The organism is Streptomyces sp. WAC03905 (assembly GCF_057371075.1).
This window is the reverse complement of record NZ_JBXYDZ010000003.1, coordinates 1,191,177-1,208,535: the sequence shown is the minus strand read 5'-3', so window position 1 is coordinate 1,208,535 and position 17,359 is coordinate 1,191,177. Positions and strand designations below refer to the sequence as shown.

Annotated in this window: 12 protein-coding genes; 6 read left to right on the top strand and 6 right to left on the bottom strand. The window is 72.1% G+C overall.

Features of this window, described 5'->3' with window-relative positions:
• The first annotated feature begins 15 nt into the window (after positions 1–15).
• The 5 genes from AC2RP6_RS08300 (at position 16) to AC2RP6_RS08280 (ending at position 7,544) form a co-directional block, all read left to right on the top strand.
• Positions 16–891 carry a carbohydrate ABC transporter permease gene (locus tag AC2RP6_RS08300; RefSeq protein ID WP_486450257.1) on the top strand — a complete coding sequence of 292 codons (876 nt, stop codon included), beginning with the start codon at positions 16–18 and terminating at the stop codon, positions 889–891.
• On the top strand, positions 888–1,736 hold the full coding sequence (locus AC2RP6_RS08295; RefSeq protein WP_486445603.1) for a carbohydrate ABC transporter permease: 849 nt from the start codon (positions 888–890) through the stop codon (positions 1,734–1,736). The genes AC2RP6_RS08300 and AC2RP6_RS08295 overlap by 4 nt, the downstream gene beginning before the upstream one ends.
• A 73-nt stretch (positions 1,737–1,809) precedes the next feature.
• Entirely contained in the window at positions 1,810–4,833 is a 3,024-nt protein-coding gene (locus AC2RP6_RS08290; RefSeq protein WP_486445602.1) for an alpha-mannosidase, read from the top strand.
• A gap of 217 nt (positions 4,834–5,050) precedes the next feature.
• Positions 5,051–7,084: an oxidoreductase gene (locus AC2RP6_RS08285; RefSeq protein WP_486445601.1), complete on the top strand. Its 2,034-nt coding sequence runs from the start codon at positions 5,051–5,053 to the stop codon at positions 7,082–7,084.
• Positions 7,085–7,130: 46 nt separating this feature from the next.
• Positions 7,131–7,544: a PaaI family thioesterase gene (locus tag AC2RP6_RS08280; RefSeq protein ID WP_486445600.1), complete on the top strand. Its 414-nt coding sequence runs from the start codon at positions 7,131–7,133 to the stop codon at positions 7,542–7,544.
• 137 nt (positions 7,545–7,681) lie between these two features.
• On the opposite strand, the gene AC2RP6_RS08275 is transcribed toward AC2RP6_RS08280, so the two are convergent.
• The 5 genes from AC2RP6_RS08275 to AC2RP6_RS08255 form a co-directional block, all read right to left on the bottom strand.
• On the bottom strand, positions 7,682–9,256 hold the full coding sequence (locus AC2RP6_RS08275; protein ID WP_486445599.1) for an alpha/beta hydrolase: 1,575 nt from the start codon (positions 9,254–9,256) through the stop codon (positions 7,682–7,684).
• Positions 9,257–9,409: 153 nt separating this feature from the next.
• Positions 9,410–10,003, bottom strand: a complete 594-nt coding sequence (locus AC2RP6_RS08270; protein ID WP_486445598.1) for a hypothetical protein — start codon at positions 10,001–10,003, stop codon at positions 9,410–9,412.
• Between the two features lie 131 nt (positions 10,004–10,134).
• On the bottom strand, positions 10,135–11,154 hold the full coding sequence (locus tag AC2RP6_RS08265; protein WP_486445597.1) for an SCO0930 family lipoprotein: 1,020 nt from the start codon (positions 11,152–11,154) through the stop codon (positions 10,135–10,137).
• 137 nt (positions 11,155–11,291) lie between these two features.
• Positions 11,292–12,710, bottom strand: a complete 1,419-nt coding sequence (locus AC2RP6_RS08260; RefSeq protein ID WP_486445596.1) for an NADH-ubiquinone oxidoreductase-F iron-sulfur binding region domain-containing protein — start codon at positions 12,708–12,710, stop codon at positions 11,292–11,294.
• 29 nt (positions 12,711–12,739) lie between these two features.
• Positions 12,740–13,609 carry a hypothetical protein gene (locus AC2RP6_RS08255; RefSeq protein WP_486445595.1) on the bottom strand — a complete coding sequence of 290 codons (870 nt, stop codon included), beginning with the start codon at positions 13,607–13,609 and terminating at the stop codon, positions 12,740–12,742.
• 764 nt (positions 13,610–14,373) lie between these two features.
• On the opposite strand from AC2RP6_RS08255, the gene AC2RP6_RS08250 reads away from it, so the two are divergent.
• Entirely contained in the window at positions 14,374–15,483 is a 1,110-nt protein-coding gene (locus AC2RP6_RS08250) for a PucR family transcriptional regulator (RefSeq protein WP_486445594.1), read from the top strand.
• 493 nt (positions 15,484–15,976) lie between these two features.
• On the opposite strand, the gene AC2RP6_RS08245 is transcribed toward AC2RP6_RS08250, so the two are convergent.
• Positions 15,977–17,356 (bottom strand): DUF1996 domain-containing protein, encoded by a 1,380-nt coding sequence (locus tag AC2RP6_RS08245; RefSeq protein ID WP_486445593.1) that lies wholly within the window; start codon positions 17,354–17,356, stop codon positions 15,977–15,979.
• Between the last annotated feature and the right edge of the window lie 3 nt (positions 17,357–17,359).

Sequence of the window (17,359 nt, the reverse complement as noted above, 5' to 3'; positions counted from 1 at the left end):
GGCGGTGACACCGGGCTGCCCCACCGCACCTGGTGGACCCCGTACCTCTTCCTCGCCCCCGGCCTGGTGATGGTGGTGCTGTTCAGCCTGTGGCCGTTCGTCAACACCGTCGTCCTCTCCCTCACCGACGCCCGCATCCTGCGCGGCGGCGGCTTCGTCGGCCTCGACAACTACCGGCGCGCCTTCGCCGACCCCGACTTCTGGGTCGCCACCGGCAACAGCGTGCTCTACCTGCTGGTGGTCGTCCCCTGCCTGGTCCTCCTGCCGCTGGCCCTGGCCGTCCTCGTCCAGGACAGGATCCCCGGCATCGGCTTCTTCCGCTCCGCCTTCTACACCCCGGTGATCGCCTCCGCCGTGGTCGTCGGGCTGATCTGGCAGTGGGTCCTGCGCAGCGACGGCCTCGTCAACACCGTCTTCCGGCGGCTCCACCTGGTCTCCGAGCCGGTCCCGTTCCTGACGGACAGCACGATGCTGCTCGTCTCCGCGATGATCGTGACGGTCTGGAAGGGCCTCGGCTACTACATGGTCTTCTACCTCGCGGCCCTCGGGAACGTCCCCGCCTCCCTGCACGAGGCCGCCGCGATCGACGGCGCCGGCCCGGTCAGGCGCTTCTTCAGCATCACCGTCCCCCAGGTGAAGCCGATGATGCTGCTCGTCGGCACCCTCTCCGCCATCTCGGCGCTGCGCGTCTTCACCGAGATCTACATCCTCGGCGGGGAGAGCGGCGGGCCCGGCGGCGGAGCCCGCACCCTGCCGTTCCTCATCCGCCAGGTCGGCCTCGGCTTCGCCGGCGAGACCGGCTACGCCTCCGCCGTGTCGATCCTGCTGTTCCTCCTCACCCTGGTCTTCAGCCTGCTGGGCCGCCGCCTGACGAAGGGGGACGAGGCATGACCACGACCTCCTCACCGCCCGGCCGCGCGCGCCGCCGGCTCGGCCGGGCCGCCCGGTACGGCACGCTGCTGCTGATGCTCGTGGTCATGCTGGGCCCGATCGTCTGGCAGTTCCTGACCTCGATCCGCGGCCGCACCGAGAACGTGTACGACGGCGTCCTGCCCACGCGGCCCACCCTCGACAACTACGTCCGCGTCGCCGAGTCCTTCCCGCTGCTGCAGTACGTCGGCAACACGCTCGTCGTCGCGGTCCTCGCGGTCACCTCGAACCTGCTCTTCGCCGCGATGGGCGGCTACGCCCTCTCCCGCGCCGGCTGGAAGGGCCGCGGGGCCGTCCGCACCCTCCTCGTGGCCACGCTGATGTTCCCCTTCGAGTCCGTGATGATCTCCATGTTCCTCACGGTCCGTGAGATGGGCCTGGTCGACACCCTCGTCGGGGTCTGGCTGCCCGGCGCGGTCTCCGTCCTCAACATCATGATCATGCGTGCGGCCTTCCTCGCCGTGCCCAGGGAGATCGAGGAGGCAGCCGTCCTGGACGGCGCCGGCGAATGGACCCGCTTCACCCGGGTCTTCGTCCCTTCCGCCAAGGGCGCCCTGGCCGTCGTCTGCATCACCAGCTTCATGGGCGCCTGGGACGACTTCCTCTGGCCGCTGCTCGTGCTCACCGACAGCGACCACTACACCCTCCAGCTGGGCCTGAAGACCCTGGCCGGCGCCACCACGGTCAATGACCAGCGGCTCGTCGCCGCGGGCGCGATGGCCGCGCTGCTGCCGATGATGCTGCTCTTCTTCGCCCTCCAGCGTTTCTTCTTCAAGGGCGTGGGCGAAGGAGCCGTCAAGCTGTGAGCCGGACCGTCCGACCGGGCCGCAGGCCCTCCGTACCGACCGCCCACCACCTCCGGGAGCAGGAGCAGCTGTCATGCATGACGACCGCAGCATCACCGAGCACCGCCTCCGCCGGGTCCTCCACGAACGCATCAGGCCCGCCGTCCACTCCGGCCCGCTCCCCCTGACCGTGGAGCGCTGGGACGCCCCGGGCGAGCCCGTCCCCGTCGCCGAGGCCCTGGCGGCTCCCTACGCGCCCTGCGCGCCCGGCGATGCATGGGGCCCGGCCTGGGGCACCACCTGGTTCAAGGTCACCGGAGCCGTCCCCGCCGCCTGGGCCGGCCGCACCGTGGAGGCCGTCCTCGACCTCGGCTTCGACCGGATGATGCCCGGCTTCCAGTGCGAGGGCCTGGTCCACCGGGCCGACGGCGGCGAGATCAAGGCGCTCAACCCGTACAACGACTGGGTGCGCGTGGCCGACCGCGCCGAGGGCGGCGAGCGGATCGAATGGTACGTCGAGGCCGCCGCCAACCCGGTCCTCGTCGATCACCGCCCCACCTACGAGGGCGACCTGCGCACCAGCGGCGACCAGCCCCTCTACCGCCTCGTCCGGACGGACCTCACCCTCTTCGAGACAGAGGTCTGGGAGCTGGTCCAGGACCTCGACGTGCTGTACGAGCTGATGACGCAGCTCGCCGCCGACGACGCCCGCCGGTACGGGATCCTGCGCGCCCTCGACGCCGCCCTGGACGCCGTCGACCTCACCGACGTACCCGGCACGGCGGCCGCCGCCCGCGCCCGCCTCGCCGGGGTCCTGGCCGCCCCCGCCCACGCCTCCGCGCACCGCATCAGCGCGGTCGGCCACGCCCACATCGACTCCGCGTGGCTGTGGCCGCTGCGCGAGACGGTGCGCAAGGTCGCGCGCACCGCTTCCAACATGGTCAACCTGATGGACGAGCACCCCGAGTTCGTCTTCGCGATGTCGCAGGCGCAGCAGCTCGACTGGATCAAGACCCACCGGCCCGAGCTGTTCGAACGGGTCAAGAAGAAGGTCGCGGACGGGCAGTTCGTACCGGTCGGCGGCATGTGGGTGGAGTCCGACACCAACATGGTCGGCGGCGAGGCGATGGCCCGCCAGTTCCTCTACGGCAAGAAGTTCTTCCTCGACGAGTTCGGCATCGACACGCAGGGCGTCTGGCTGCCCGACTCCTTCGGCTACACCGCCGCCCTGCCGCAGATCGTCAGGCTCTCCGGCTCGCGGTGGTTCCTGACCCAGAAGATCTGCTGGTCCCAGGTGAACAGGTTCCCGCACCACACCTTCTGGTGGGAGGGCATCGACGGCAGCCGCGTCTTCACGCACTTCCCGCCCGTCGACACCTACAACTCCGACCTCGGCGGCGCCCAGATGGCGCACGCCGCCCGCAACTACCGCGAGAAGGGCCGCGGCACCCGCTCCCTGACCCCGTTCGGATGGGGCGACGGCGGCGGCGGCCCCACCCGCGAGCACCTCGCCCGCGCCCGTCGCCAGCGCGACCTCGAAGGCGCCCCGCGCGTCGAGATCGAGCGGCCCGACGCCTTCTTCGAGAAGGCCCGCGCCGAGTACGAGGACGCGCCCGTCTGGGCGGGCGAGCTGTACCTGGAGCTGCACCGCGGCACCTACACCTCCCAGGCCGGGACCAAGCAGGGCAACCGGCGCAGCGAGTCCCTCCTGCGCGAGGCGGAGCTGTGGGCGGCGACCGCCGCCGTCCGGGTGCCGGGGTACGCCTACCCGTACGAGGACCTGGAGCGGATCTGGAAGACGGTCCTGCTCCACCAGTTCCACGACATCCTGCCGGGGTCCTCCATCGCCTGGGTGCACCGCGAGGCCCGCGCGACGTACGCGAAGGTCGCCGGCGAACTGAGCGGCATCACCCTCGCCGCCCAGCGGGCACTGGCGGGGGAGGGCACCGAGGAACTGGTCTTCAACTGCGCCCCGCACGCCCGCCACGGCGTCCCGGCCGGCGGAGCCGGCCGCCCCGAGCAGCCGTCGGAGCCGGTCACCGTGGAGGAGCGGCACGGCGGCGGACACGTGCTGGCCAACGGCCGGCTGCTGGTGGAGGTCGACGGCCGCGGCCTGATCGTCTCCGTGTACGACCTGGAGGCCCGCCGCGAGACGATCGCCCCGGGGGCCGCCGCGAACCTGCTCCAGCTCCATCCCGACTTCCCCAACATGTGGGACGCCTGGGACGTGGACGAGTTCTACCGCAACAACGTCACCGACCTCGACGGGACGGACGCCCTGGAGGTGGCGCAGAGCGGGCCGCACGCGGCGACCGTACGGGTCACCCGCTCCTTCGGCCGCTCCACGGCGGTCCAGCAGGTCACCCTGCGGGCCGGGGCCAGGACGGTCGACATCGTCACGGACGTCGACTGGCACGAGACGGAGAAGTTCCTCAAGGCCGCCTTCCCCTTGGACGTGAAGGCCGAACGGACCGCCTCCGAGACGCAGTTCGGGCACGTGTACCGGGCCACCCACACCAACACCTCCTGGGAGGCGGCCAAGTTCGAGATCTGCGCCCACCGCTGGATCCACGCGGAGGAGCCCGGCTGGGGGGTCGCCCTGCTCAACGACTCCACGTACGGGCACGACGTGACCCGCGACGTACGGTCCGACGGCGGTCAGACCACCACCGTACGGCTCTCCCTGCTGCGGGCCCCGCGCTACCCCGACCCGGAGACCGACCAGGGCGCCCACACCCTGAGGTTCTCGCTCGCGCCCGGCGCGGGGATCGGGGACGCCGTCCGGGAGGGCCACGCCCTGAACCTGCCCGAACGCACCGTGTCCGGTGCCGGGCCGGTCGCCCCGCTCCTGGCGGTGGACGCGGACGCGGTGGTGGTCGAGGCGGTGAAGCTGGCCGAGGACCGCAGCGGCGACGTGATCGTCCGTCTCTACGAGTCCCGCGGCGGCCGCGCCACGGCCACCCTCACGGCGAGCTTCCCGGTCAGCGGCGCGGTCGAGAGCGACCTGCTGGAGCGCCCCCTCGACGGCACGGCCGTCGCGCCGCCGACGGCCGACGGCGCGATCCGCCTGACCCTGCGCCCCTTCCAGATCGTCACGCTCCGCCTCCGCCGCCCCTGACGGCCGCCCGGCCCCCCGCCCGGCCCGCGCCCGGCCCGTACCCGGCCCGCGGCCCGGGCGACGGGGACGGGGCCGCGGCGTGAAGTCCGCCACAGCCGGGTTCCAGGGTGCCGGAAACGCGGGGGAGCGGGCACCTCCCCGGTTATGCACCTAGTTGCAAAACAGGCCCGGTCTCGCTAGAACAGGTCCATCACCCCCGCGCGAAAGGCACACCCCGATGAGCCCGCAGAGTTCCCAGAGCCGGTACCCGCACCTGCTGAGCCCCCTGGACCTCGGCTTCACCACCCTGCCGAACCGCGTGATCATGGGGTCGATGCACACCGGCCTCGAAGAGCACCAGGGCGGCTTCGAGCGGCTCGCGGCCTTCTACGCCGAGCGCGCCCGCGGTGGCGCCGGCCTGATCGTCACCGGCGGCATAGCCCCCAACGACGCCGGCCGCCCCTTCGAGGGCGGCTCCCGCCTCACCACCGAGGAAGAGGCCGCCGAGCACCGGGTGATCACCGACGCGGTGCACGCCGAGGGCGGGAAGATCGCGATGCAGATCCTCCACTTCGGCCGCTACGCCTACCACGAGGACCTGGTCGCCCCCAGCGCCGTCCAGGCCCCCATCAGCCCCTTCGTCCCCAACGAGCTCTCCGGCGACGAGGTCGAGCAGACGGTGGAGGACTTCGTCCGCGCCGCCCGCCTCGCCCGGCTCGCCGGCTACGACGGCGTCGAGATCATGGGCTCCGAGGGCTACCTGATCAACGAGTTCATCGCCGCCGCGACGAACCGGCGCACCGACCGCTGGGGCGGCTCCTACGAGAACCGCGTCCGCTTCCCGCTGGAGATCGTCCGCCGCACCCGCCAGGCCGTCGGCGAGGACTTCATCCTCGTCTACCGCCTCTCCATGCTCGACCTGATCCCCGGCGGCTCCACCCTCGACGAGGTGGTCCAGCTGGCCAAGGAGATCGAGGCGGCCGGCGCCACCATCATCAACACCGGCATCGGCTGGCACGAGGCCCGCATCCCCACCATCGCCACCTCCGTCCCGCGCGGCGCCTACACCTGGGTCACCAAGCGGCTGATGGGCGCGGTCTCCGTCCCCCTCGTCACCAGCAACCGCATCAACACCCCCGAGATCGCCGAGGAACTGCTCGCCGACGGCCGCGCCGACCTGGTCTCCCTGGCCCGCCCCTTCCTCGCCGACGCCGACTTCGTCGCCAAGGCCGCGGCCGGCCGCCCCGAGACCATCAACACCTGCATCGGCTGCAACCAGGCGTGCCTCGACCACACCTTCAGCGGCAAGATCACCAGCTGCCTGGTCAACCCGCGCGCCTGCCACGAGACCGAACTCGTGCTGTCGCCCACCCGCCTGGCCAAGCGCGTCGCCGTCGTCGGCGCCGGCCCCGCCGGCCTCGCCTGCGCGGTGTCCGCCGCCGAACGCGGCCACACCGTCACCCTCTTCGAGGCCTCGGGCCACATCGGCGGCCAGCTCGACATCGCCCGCCGCATCCCGGGCAAGGAGGAGTTCGAGGAGACCATCCGCTACTTCGGCACCCAGCTCGCCGCCCACGCCATCGACGTCCGCCTGGACACCCGCGCCGACGTCGAGACCCTCCGCGGCTACGACGAGGTCGTCGTCGCCACCGGCGTCACCCCCCGCACCCCCGACATCGAGGGCGTGGACCAGGCCAACGTCGTCACCTACCTCGACGTGCTGCGCGACGGCGCCCCCGTCGGAGAGCGCGTCGCCGTCGTCGGCGCCGGCGGCATCGGCTTCGACGTCGCCGAGTACCTCACCGACAGCGGCGAGGGCGCCTCCCAGGACCCGGACGTCTACTTCCGCCACTGGGGCGTGGACACGGCCTACACCGGACCCGGCGGACTCACCGCCCCCGAGCGGCCCGTGCCGCCGCGCCGGGTCCACCTCCTCCAGCGCAAGGCCACCAAGGTCGGCGCCGGCCTGGGCACCACCACCGGCTGGATCCACCGCGCGGAGCTCAAGCACCGCGGAGTTGTCTCCGTCGCCGGGGCCACGTACGACCGCATCGACGACGAGGGCCTGCACATCACGGTCGGCGACGAGCAGCGCCTCGTACCCGCCGACACCGTCGTCCTGTGCACCGGCCAGGAACCGCGCCGCGACCTGTACGAGGCGCTGCGCGCGGCCGGCGTCGAGGCCCACCTGATCGGCGGCGCCGACGTGGCGGCCGAGCTCGACGCCAAGCGGGCCATCCGCCAGGGCACGGAACTGGCCGCCAAGCTCTGACCGAAAGGGGATTGTGGCGGTCCGGGCGGACCGCCACAATCTCCCGGTGACGTTCTCTCCCGCAGACGCAGACAAGATCCTCGCCGACAACTTCGCCCCCTGGGTGCTCGCCCTCGGACTGACCGTCCAGGAGACCGGCGAGCGGCACGCCGTCCTGCGGCTGCCCTGGTCCGCGCAGCTCGCCCGCGACGGCGGCGGCCTCTGCGGGCAGGCCATGATGGCCGCCGCCGACACCGCCACCGTCATCGCGATCTCCGCGGCGCGCGGCGGGTACGGACCGATGACCACCGTCCAGCAGTCGACGAGCTTCCAGCGCCCGGTGGTGGACGCCGACGTGCTGATCCACGTACGGGTCACCAAGCTCGGCAAGCGCATGGCCTTCGCCGACATCACCCTGACCCCCGAGGGCGCCGACGAGCCGGCCGCCACGGCGTCCACGGTCTACGCCCTGCTCGGCTGACCGCCGCGCGTCCACGGGCCGGTCCGCCGCACGCAAGGACGCCCCCGGCTTCGGCCACCGAGGCGGCCGCGGAGGCGTCCCTCACGAACCGAACGACCGGCTCCGGTCGGACCGACCCGCGTCAGAACCGACCCGCGTCAGAACCGACCCGGGGACCCTGGGAACGGCACCGGCTTCGCCGGCCCGGACCGGCGCTCACCGGCGGCGGCCGCCGGCGGGTTCTGGCAGGTCACGTCCTGGGCGGGCAGCCGGCCCGTGGTCAGGTACGCGTCGACCGCGGCGTTGGCGCAGGAGGCCGGGTCGAAGAGGTACACGCCGTGGCCCTCACCGCCGCCCGCCAGTACCATCCGCGAGCCCTTCAGCGCCCGGTGCATGCCCTGGCCGCTGGTGAGCGGGGTCTGGGAGTCCCACTCGTTCTGCACCGTCAGCACGTTCGCCTTCTTGTGCATCGGCGTCGCCGCCTCCACCGGCCGGTCCCAGAAGGCGCACGGCTTGATGTTGGACGCGAAGTCCCCGTACAGCGGGTACTGCACCTTGTCCTTCGCCGCGTCGCGCTCGTACTGCTCCGTGTAGCGCGGCCAGCTGCCGGTGTCCCCGCAGACCACGGCCCAGAAGACGGCCGTGCTGTTGTCCGGGGCGGGCTCCTCGGCGGTCCGGCCCAGCAGCTTCAGCTTCAGCTCCCGCACGTCCGTGCCGGCCGGCACCGGCGTGCCCTCGGCGGCGGCCTTCAGGGCCGCGACGAGCGGGCTGGCCTGCGCCGGGTAGAAGAACACCCCGCGCGCCGAGCGGATCATGTCACCGGTGACCTTCGACCCCTCGAAGTCGATGGGCTCGCGGTCCGCGCGCTCCACCAGCTTCCAGAAGGTCTCGGAGACCGCCTTCGGGTCGTCGCCCAGCCCGAACTCGCCGGACCGCTCCGCGGCCCACCGCGTCCACCGGGCGAAGGCGGGCTCGGCCTCGGTGGCCCACACCTGGATCATCCCGCGCCAGATCCGCTGCGGGTCCACACCGCTGTCGAGCACGAAGCGGTCGGTGCGCTCGGGGTACATCTGCGAGTACACCGCGCCGAGGTAGGTCCCGTACGAGTAGCCCAGGTACGAGATCTTCCCCTCGCCCAGCACCGCGCGGATGGTGTCCATGTCGCGGGCGGTGTTGCGGGTGGTGATGTACGGCAGGACCGCGCCGGACTTCTCCCGGCACTTGTCGGCGACGGTGCGCGCCCACGCCACGTCGTCGGAGAAGGTCCCGGGACGGTAGGGGCGGTCGAAGTTCTGCTCGGCGTCCTCCAGCCCGCAGGTGAGGGGGCTGCTGGCACCGACCCCGCGCGGGTCGAAGCCGATCAGGTCGTAGCCCTCCCGCACCTCCTCGGGCATCAGACCGTTCATCAGCAGCGGCAGGTCGAGCCCCGAACCGCCCGGGCCGCCCGGGTTCAGCAGCATGACGCCGTGCCGCTTGGCGGGGTTCTCGCTCTTCATCCGGGATATCGCGATGTCGATCGTGCGTCCGTCGGGGCGCCTGTAGTCGAGCGGGACCTTGATCGTCGCGCACTCGTAGGAGGCCGGCTGCTCGGGGCTGCACCGCTGCCACGCGGGCTTCTGCCTCAGGTGTTCGGCCGCGGGGGCCGCGGCCGCCTGCGTCGAGGCCAGCAGGGGGACGGTGGTGGCGATGAGTCCGGCGGTGGCGAGCAGCGGTGCGAGGCGTTTCAGGCGCACGAAGCCGTTCCTTTCGGAGAAGTCGCTTACGCCTCAACCCTGTTGTATGCCGGGGCCCGGCGGAATCATCCCGAAGGGTCGTGCCCTGTGCTCCTCGCGAATGAGCCGTATCAGGACACTGGCCGACGCGCCGTCGGCCGGCCCGTCGCCGGATCAGCCGCCCGCGGCGGGAGCCGACCCGTGACCGGTGTGCTCGGAGGGGGCGGCGCCGGCGGGGGCGTCCGAAGGGGCGCCGGACGGGGTGCCGGAAGGGGTGCCGGACGGGGCGGTGTGTCCGGGGCCCGTGTGCCCGGAGGAGGCTCCGCCGTGATCGGTGCCGGTCTCCACGGTGCCGCCGAGGCGTTCGCGGAGCGCGTTCAGGGCGTCCGCCGACTGGGTGGTGACGACCCAGCGGTCGCCCACCAGATAGACGCCGCCGTACGCCCTGGCCTCGTCCAGCCAGGCGCGCAGCCCCTCCTGGGCGGCGAAGGTGGCCATACGGTAGGAGCCCTGCCCGGTCCCGCAGCCTCCCTGCCGCAACTCGTCCGCGTCCACGCTTACTTCGGCGGTGCAGCCGATGGCCGAGGCGATCTCCTCGATCGAGGTGCCCGGTGCGGCCGGAGCGGACGGAGGTGCCGCTTTCGCCGAGCCGGCGGGCTCGGTCGCGTGGCCGGCGCACCCTCCGCACAGCAGCACGGCGGCGCACGCCGCGGCGACGGCCGCCATGGACGGGCGGATCCGGTGGGCGGGGCGGGCGGTGGACGGCATGGGGACCTCACGGGCTGATCGGGAAAAAGGGGTCGTGGTGCCCGGGAGGGGAGGGCCCGGGCACCACGCGTTCTTCGGGGGTGTTGTGCCGTTCAGTGGAAGGAGAAGCCCATGGGGGCGGGCTCCACGCGTCAGCCGGTGATCGTCACCTTCTTGCCCTTGTCGGAGACCGCGAACCAGACGCCCTGCTTGCCCTGCCCGTTGATGTCACCCGGCTCCTTGTCACCGGTGAACGTGTAGACCGGCCAGCAGTCGATCGTCAGCTGTTCGGTGCCGTCGGGCCGCTTGAACGTACCCACCAATTCCGCGGGAATTCCCTTCACCAATTCCTTGTCGACGGCCTTGGCGGGCTTCCACGTATTGAGGCAGGCATCGAGGCAGTTCGTCTTCATCGGCCAGGCGCTGTCCTTGTCGAACCGGTAGAGCGTGCGCCCTTCCGCGTCCGAGAGAATGGGGCCGAGCTTGGTGTTCCGGTTGACGCTGATCGGGTCGGCCTTCGCCGGCTCCTGTTCCACCGCCCCACCCGCTCCGGCGCCCGCTCCGGCTTCCGCGCCGCCGCCCGCGCTCGGGTCGGCGCCGGATCCGGAGCCCGCGCCGCCGGCCTTGGCGGGCTTGCCGTCCGGAGCCAGGACGTGCCAGGTTCCGCCGACTCCCTCACCGAGGGTGTCGCCCGCCTTGGTGTCCTTCGCGTAGCGGTAGACCGGCCACCCGGCCAGCGTCAACTGCTTCGTCCCATCGGCCCGTTCGACCGAGCCGAGCAGGGACTTGTCGATGCCCTCACCCGCCGAGGCGTCGTCCGCGGAGACGGCCGGCCAGGCCTTGGCGCAGTCCCCCTCACAGGAGGACTTCGGGGGCTTGGGCGTGTCCTTGTCGAACCGGTAGAGCGTGAAGCCCGCGCTGTCGGTGACCGTCGGTCCCAGCTCCGCGGAGGCCTTCACCTTCAGCTCTCCGGCCGGTCCGGCCTTGACGGCGTCGGCCGCGGGGACTGCGCCCGACCCGCCCCCGTACCCGTCGTAGCCGGACCCCGCCTGTTTGCTGTCGCCCACCGGCTGGACCGTATCTCCCTTTCCCGCGGAGTTGTCGCCGCTTCCGCATGCGGCGGTCAGCATCAATACCGCGACGGCCGACCCGGCGAATACTCCACGACGCATTTTCTTCACGATCTCTCCTTCGAGTCAGGATTCGCGTTCTCGTGCCTTGGGTAATTTCTACGGGCCTGGTGGAGGAGAATGCGGATCTCCCTGAGAATTTGTCAGATCGCGCCAACATTGAACCCGGGGGGCTTGGTTCAGTCCTGCATGCGCAGCGCCAGCGCCGGACAGCGCCGCACCGCGCGCTGCGCCTTCTGCCGCAGCTGTGCGGGCACGGGCATGGACGCCTGGGACGGGTAGCCGTCCGCGTCCAGCCGTACGACGTCAGGAAGGATGTCCACGCACAGCCCGTGACCCCTGCACAGGGTCCAGTCGACGACCAGCCGCTCCTCGGGCGTCTCGTCCTCGGGCAGGGGCAGCGCCCCCACCACCCGCCGCCCGCAGCCGCTGCCGAGGGCGTGGTCGCGGAACTCGTCCGGGAAGGCGGCGAGCGCCGACGCCACGAAGGCCGCCGTGCCGTCCGGATGGCTGCAGGCGCCGCGGCGCCGTACGACCTTCATCCGGGCCTCGATGGTCTCCAGCGCGGTCCTGCCGCCGCCCCGGACCGCGTCCTCCAGTACGTCGGCCAGCGCGGGCAGGCCCCGGAAGCAGGGGCCGCACTGGCCGGCCGTCTCGTTCGCCATCCACCGCGCCACCCGTGACACCTCGCCGGCCGGACAGGTGTCGTGCGGCAGGGGCAGTACCGCCCCCGCGCCCAGTACCGCGTCGAAGGCCGCGAGGGAGCCCCGGGAGAGGTCGGCGATGCGCGCGGATCCCGGGTCGAGCCACTTGCCGTGGTAGCCGCCCACCAGGACGCCCTGGCCCGGATCCAGACCGCACAGCTCCAGCACGTACGCCAGCGGGGTCCCCAGCGGCGCCTCGACGACCGTGGAACCGGCGATGGTCAGCATGACGGTGCCGGGCTCGGACGGCAGACCGACCGAGCGGTAGTCCAGGGCGCCGAGCCGTGCCGCCATGGCGAGTTGGGCGTAGGTCTCGGTGTTCGAGAACAGGGTGGGCATGCCGCCCAGGCCCCGCTCGCTGGTCCGGATCTTCTGCCCCGAAGGCAGGGTCGGCCCCCCGTTCAGGCCGTTGACCATGGAGGTGCTCTCACCGGTCACGAAGCGCTCGGGCAGGGCCTGCACCCGCACCTGGCGACCGGCGGGGCCGCGCTCCGCCACGGCCGCGCGCAGCGACTGCTCCACGTCGGGCCGGGTGACACCGATGACGACGTCCTCGGCGCCGACCGCGGCGGCGGCCAGCAGGGCTCCGTCGAGCACCAGGTGCGGAACGTGCAGCAGCAGCGCCTTGTCCTTGAGGCAGCTGGGCTCGCCCTCACTGGCGTTGACGACGACGGCGGTCCCCGTGTCGCGGCCCTCGGCCGCGCGCATGACGGCGCGCAGTTTCCGGGCGAAGGGGAAACCGGCGCCGCCGCGGCCCCGCAGGTCGATGTTCTCGGCGAGGTCGACGAGCTCGTCCGGCCGGTAGCGCGGCATCGAGCCGTGCGTGGTCAGATGCCCCACCCGGTCCAGCCGGGGGGCCTGGTCGAGGCCGGCGAGCAGTCTGGGAGCGCCCACGCAGCCGAGGCTGGGGCGCGGGAACCCGCTCACAGTCGCCACTCCCGCGTGGCGAACTGGTCGCCGTCCACACCGTTGACGGCGCCCATGCCCAAGCCGGCGTCCATGTAGGCGCCGGCCGGGTCGGCCGCGTACACGGCCGTGAGAGCGGGACTGTCGTCCGGTGGCGGCGCGGTCGGCCCGGTGAACTTCTCCCGGGAACCGGCGGCCCGGGCCCGCGCCTCCCGGCGCGGCCGGGGTGCGGCGGCCACGACGGGCTGCTGCGGAACACCGATGGCCCCGGGAGGACCCGCGGGCTCCTCGGCCATCCTGGCCTTGAGCCGGAACGCGAGGACGCCGGCGACACCGAGCAGGCACAGCGCGTACGACACCGTGACGTAGAGGTCGGCGGCGCGTCCCGCCTTCAGCCCGTGGACCAGCGAGGCACCCCACGCCGGATAGGCGGCGAAGTGCAGGGCCCGCCACCACAGCGACCGGCCCTTGGTGGCGAACACGCTGCGCACGGCTCCGGAGACCGCGACGGCGACGAAGAGGTATCCGGCGAGGCTGCCGAGCCCGATCAGCACCGGCTGTTCGATGTCCGTGAACGGTACGGCCGCCGCGGACGCGCTCGTGCGCTGCTCCGCGACCTTGACCCAGATGTGCAGGGCGAGGAAGCCGAGACCGGACACGGCGAGACCGCGGTGCACGCCCTGGGCCAGCAGCCGGTGGCCCGACTTCAACAGCAGCCGGTCCGTGGAGACCACGCCCCACAGGACGGTCGCGGTCAGCGAGACGAGCGAGAGGACGCCCGCGCCGAAGTCGAGGAAGTCCCATATCTGGGAGAAGGCGCCCGCGCGGGCGGCCACGGTGAGGGAGACGATGGCCGCGCCGACGGCGCAGATCGCGCCCGGACTCATCCGTCCGGGCGTGGGCAGGAGCGAGGGCCGCCGGACGGCCCTCCGTCCGGCGGCGGGAGCCGATGCCGCATGTCGGCTCTTACGGCGGGCCCTGTGTGGGCGAGGCATGTGCGGCTGGGGCAAGGGCATCCAGGTCTCCTGTGCGCCTGGGTACCGAGCGATCCACCTGACGCTCGGGACCCCGGGGGTCGTTGTCGTCTCTGCCCGGCCGCGCTCTGAAACTCCGCGCCGGCCGAGGGAACTTGGGGCCGGAGTGCAGCAGCATCGTGGAGCTGCACATCAGCTCCACAGGATTTATCGAAACGTGATAATTTCTCGCAGCGCGTCTCCGGCGCATCGAACAACACCGGAAGATTCCCCTCCAGCGGAGGTTGCGACAGGCCACCGCGCCGCCCGCCACCTACGCGTCCCGGAGCGTAAAAAGAAGGCAAAGTCCCGGGACCGCGGGTGGTCGGACCTCTCCAGGAGGGAGTACGAGGGCCGCAACTCTCGTGTCGTACAGACAAGTTGACGCGAGACGCAACCTCGGCGGGTCTGCCGCTCTTCCCCGGGCAGGCCTCACCCCGGCACGAACGAGGAAAACGATGTGCGAACTTCTGAACCGCATCTGGTCCCGCCCCCGAGGCGAGTGGACGCGCGTCCTGCGCAGGGAACTTCCCGCACTGGCCGCCGAGATAGTGGAGGAGCTTCTGCATGGAATTCCGGAATTTTCCGCACTTATCGATGACAACGATGCCATTGATGCAGAGTTGCTCCGCCAGCGAGTGGAAGAGGCACTTCTCACCACTCTCGGCTACAAGGAGCAATCCCGGGAACAAACGGACGAGGAACGCGATCTGGCGGAGAACCAGGTCGAAACCGAGCTCACCCCCGAGCTCGAAACCGCGGGCCGGCTCACGGCCGGCAGCAGGGAGGCGGCGTACGAGTGTGAGGTCACGCACGAGGGCCGGCAGGACGTCGTCCGCGAGGAGGCCCGTCCCGGGTCCCGCGACGGGATCCGGGAAACGGCCCGGCCGCGCCTGCGGGTGAGCAGCCGTGAAGAAACCGAGGAGGAGGCCGTTGAAGGCAACCGGCCGGGCGACCGGGCCCGCCAGGAGCTGTTCAGGACCCTCACCGACGACCGCGTCGCGTCCGACAGCTCCCTCACCGAACTCGCCGAGGCGGCCGGATGGCCCCTCCCGCTGGCCGTACGGGCCATTGTGCCGGCCACGCCCGGCGAGGCGCAGCAGCTCGCCGGCGTCATGGAGGACGCCCTCGTCGGGATGTTCGCGGGCCGTCCCTGCCTGCTCGTCCCGAGCCCGGACCCTGAGGTCCGCGGACCGCTGGAGCACCTGCTGCGCGGCCGGTTCGCGGCCGTCGGCCACGCCGTCCCGCTGCGGGACACGGCCTCGTCCCTGCGGTGGGCGCTGCGTCTGGCGGCGCTGACGCCCAGCCGCCCGGGCCTTGAGGCCAGGGCCGTCTTCGTCGACGACCACCTCTCGACCCTGCTCCTGCTCCAGGACGAACCCCTCGCCCACGCGCTGGCCGCGCGTTGGCTGCGACCCCTCGCGGACCTCACTCCGCGCCAGAGCGAGCGGCTGGAGGTGACCCTGCTCGCCTGGCTCGAGGGCGGCGGGGCCCCCGAGGCCGCCAAGGCCCTCAGCGTGCACCCGCAGACCGTGCGGTACCGCATGCGCCAGCTGGAGAAGCTCTTCGGAACCGGACTGCGTGATCCGCGGACCCGGTTCGAGCTGGAAATGGCCCTGCGCAGCCGCCGCCTGATGGCCCAGGTCCGGCGCCAGCATTCACGCGTGACCCGCAGGACGGCGCGCGTGATCCAGGCGGACTTCACCCCGCTCGTCGTCGGCCGGATGGCCCGCGTCAACGGCCTCTGAGACAGCGCACGCCCGGCCCGGCCCCGTCGTCACGGGGCCGGGCCGGGCGCTTTCGTGTGCCCGTGCGCACCGCCCGCCCCCGCATCCGCTCCACCGTTCCCGGCTCCCGTCCGTCGCCGTGCACCGCCGGACCGGTCCCGCCCGGCCCCCTGACCGGTAGGCCGGGGGCCGTGCGGGCCGGGGGCGGAGCGGGCTGAGCGTGACCCGGCGGGTGCCGGTGCCCGCCGGTACGGGGCGGTGCCCGCCGGTACGGGGCGGTGCCGGACGGTGTCGAGCGGTGCGGTGCGGGCCGGCGGCGGGGCCGTCCGGTCCGGAAGGGCGCACGTGCCCCCGGTCCCGCCCTCCGTAACGGGGCCGAGGGCCTGGAACACGAAAGAGGTGCTGGTCCGAAGCAGGCTTCGGTCCAGCACCTTTCCCGGGGCGGGCGCGGGGTGAGGAAGGGGGAGCACCCGGCCCCGGGAGTCGATGGGGGAGATCACCCCCGCCACGGGCGTCAGCGGCAGCGGCGTCCGTCGTTGATGCAGCTCACGGCCTTGTTCATCAGGTTGTTGGACATCACGTTGATGAAGTCGCCGTGGTCGGTGACCGGCTTGTGGAGCTGCTCGGGGAAGCTGTCCACGGCGATGCGCGAGCCCGGCGCCACGCCGTACACGATGCGCTGCACCAGCTGCGGAATGGCCTTGAAGCCCTTCTGGCAGCGGCCGTTGCGGTCGGGGAAGGCCACGTGCGTACGGTGGTTGGCGCTGTCGGCGTTCCGCCCGTCCCAGCAGCTCTGGAAGGTGAAGGTGCGCACGACGTCACTGCCCTTGGGGCAGATCGGGTACTTGTCCTTCAGCTGCCGGTCCTCGAAACCGGTGCAGCTCCAGGAGGCGTTGGCGTTGGCGTTGCCGTTGGAGAAGGCCTTGGCGTCACCCGTGATGATGCGCATGAAGCGGGGCATCGCCGTGACCTTGCCGGTGGGGCTGCCCTTGAAGTCGATCGTCACCTGCTTGGGCTTGAGGATCGAGCCGACGTTGCCGTCCTGGCCGCCGCCGGGCGCCTTCGCGTCCCGCTCGACCTTGCCGTCGCGCAGGCGCAGCACGGGCCAGTAGTAGGTGGACTGGTCACCGTTGTTGCAGGTGGTGCCGGCCCTGGCCAGGCTGTCGTTGGTGGAGAAGGCGTCGGTGGACACGTTGCCCACGTAGTCGTGCATGTGGTGCGCGCCGTTCGAGACGCCCGGTGCGACGATGACGTTGTCGGGGTTGAAGTGGCCGTTGTCGTTGCGGCCGCACTGGACGCTGAAGCTGCCGTTGGAGGCGCCGCCCTGGGCCCTCGGCTTGTTCACGTTCGGCCGGACCTTGGTGATGTTCACGAAGTCGCTCTTCGCCGGCCCGCTCTTGTTGCCGGCGGCGGCGGACTTGGCGTCGGCCCCGGCCTTCAGCGCCGCCGCGCCGCCACCGTCCTCCTCGGCGGGTGCCTTCTTCATCTCACAGGAACTCAACTGGGCTATGTCCGCCGGCGGTTCGGCCACGCGGTCGATCGCGTCGGACACGCCCTTGATGGTCTTCTCCCGCTGTCCCTTGAGGTCCCCGAGGAGGGCCTTCTCCTGGGCCTCGCCCGCGGCGAGGCGCCGGTAGGCCTCCGCCACCTGGTCGTCCAGCTTGGCCAGGTTCGCGTCGACCTCGGCCTTGGCCTGCTCGGGCACGGCGGTGAGCTTGTCCCCGACGTCGGGACAGTCGATGGTGGTCGTCATCTGCGTCCTGCGGTTGCCGTCCTGGCCCGCGGACGCGTTGCCTGCGATGAAGGCGACCCCGCCGCCGCCCAGCACGAGCGCGGAGACCACTCCCACGATCTTGGTCGTCAAGCGGTTGCGTTTGTGGCCCTTTTGCCTCATGCG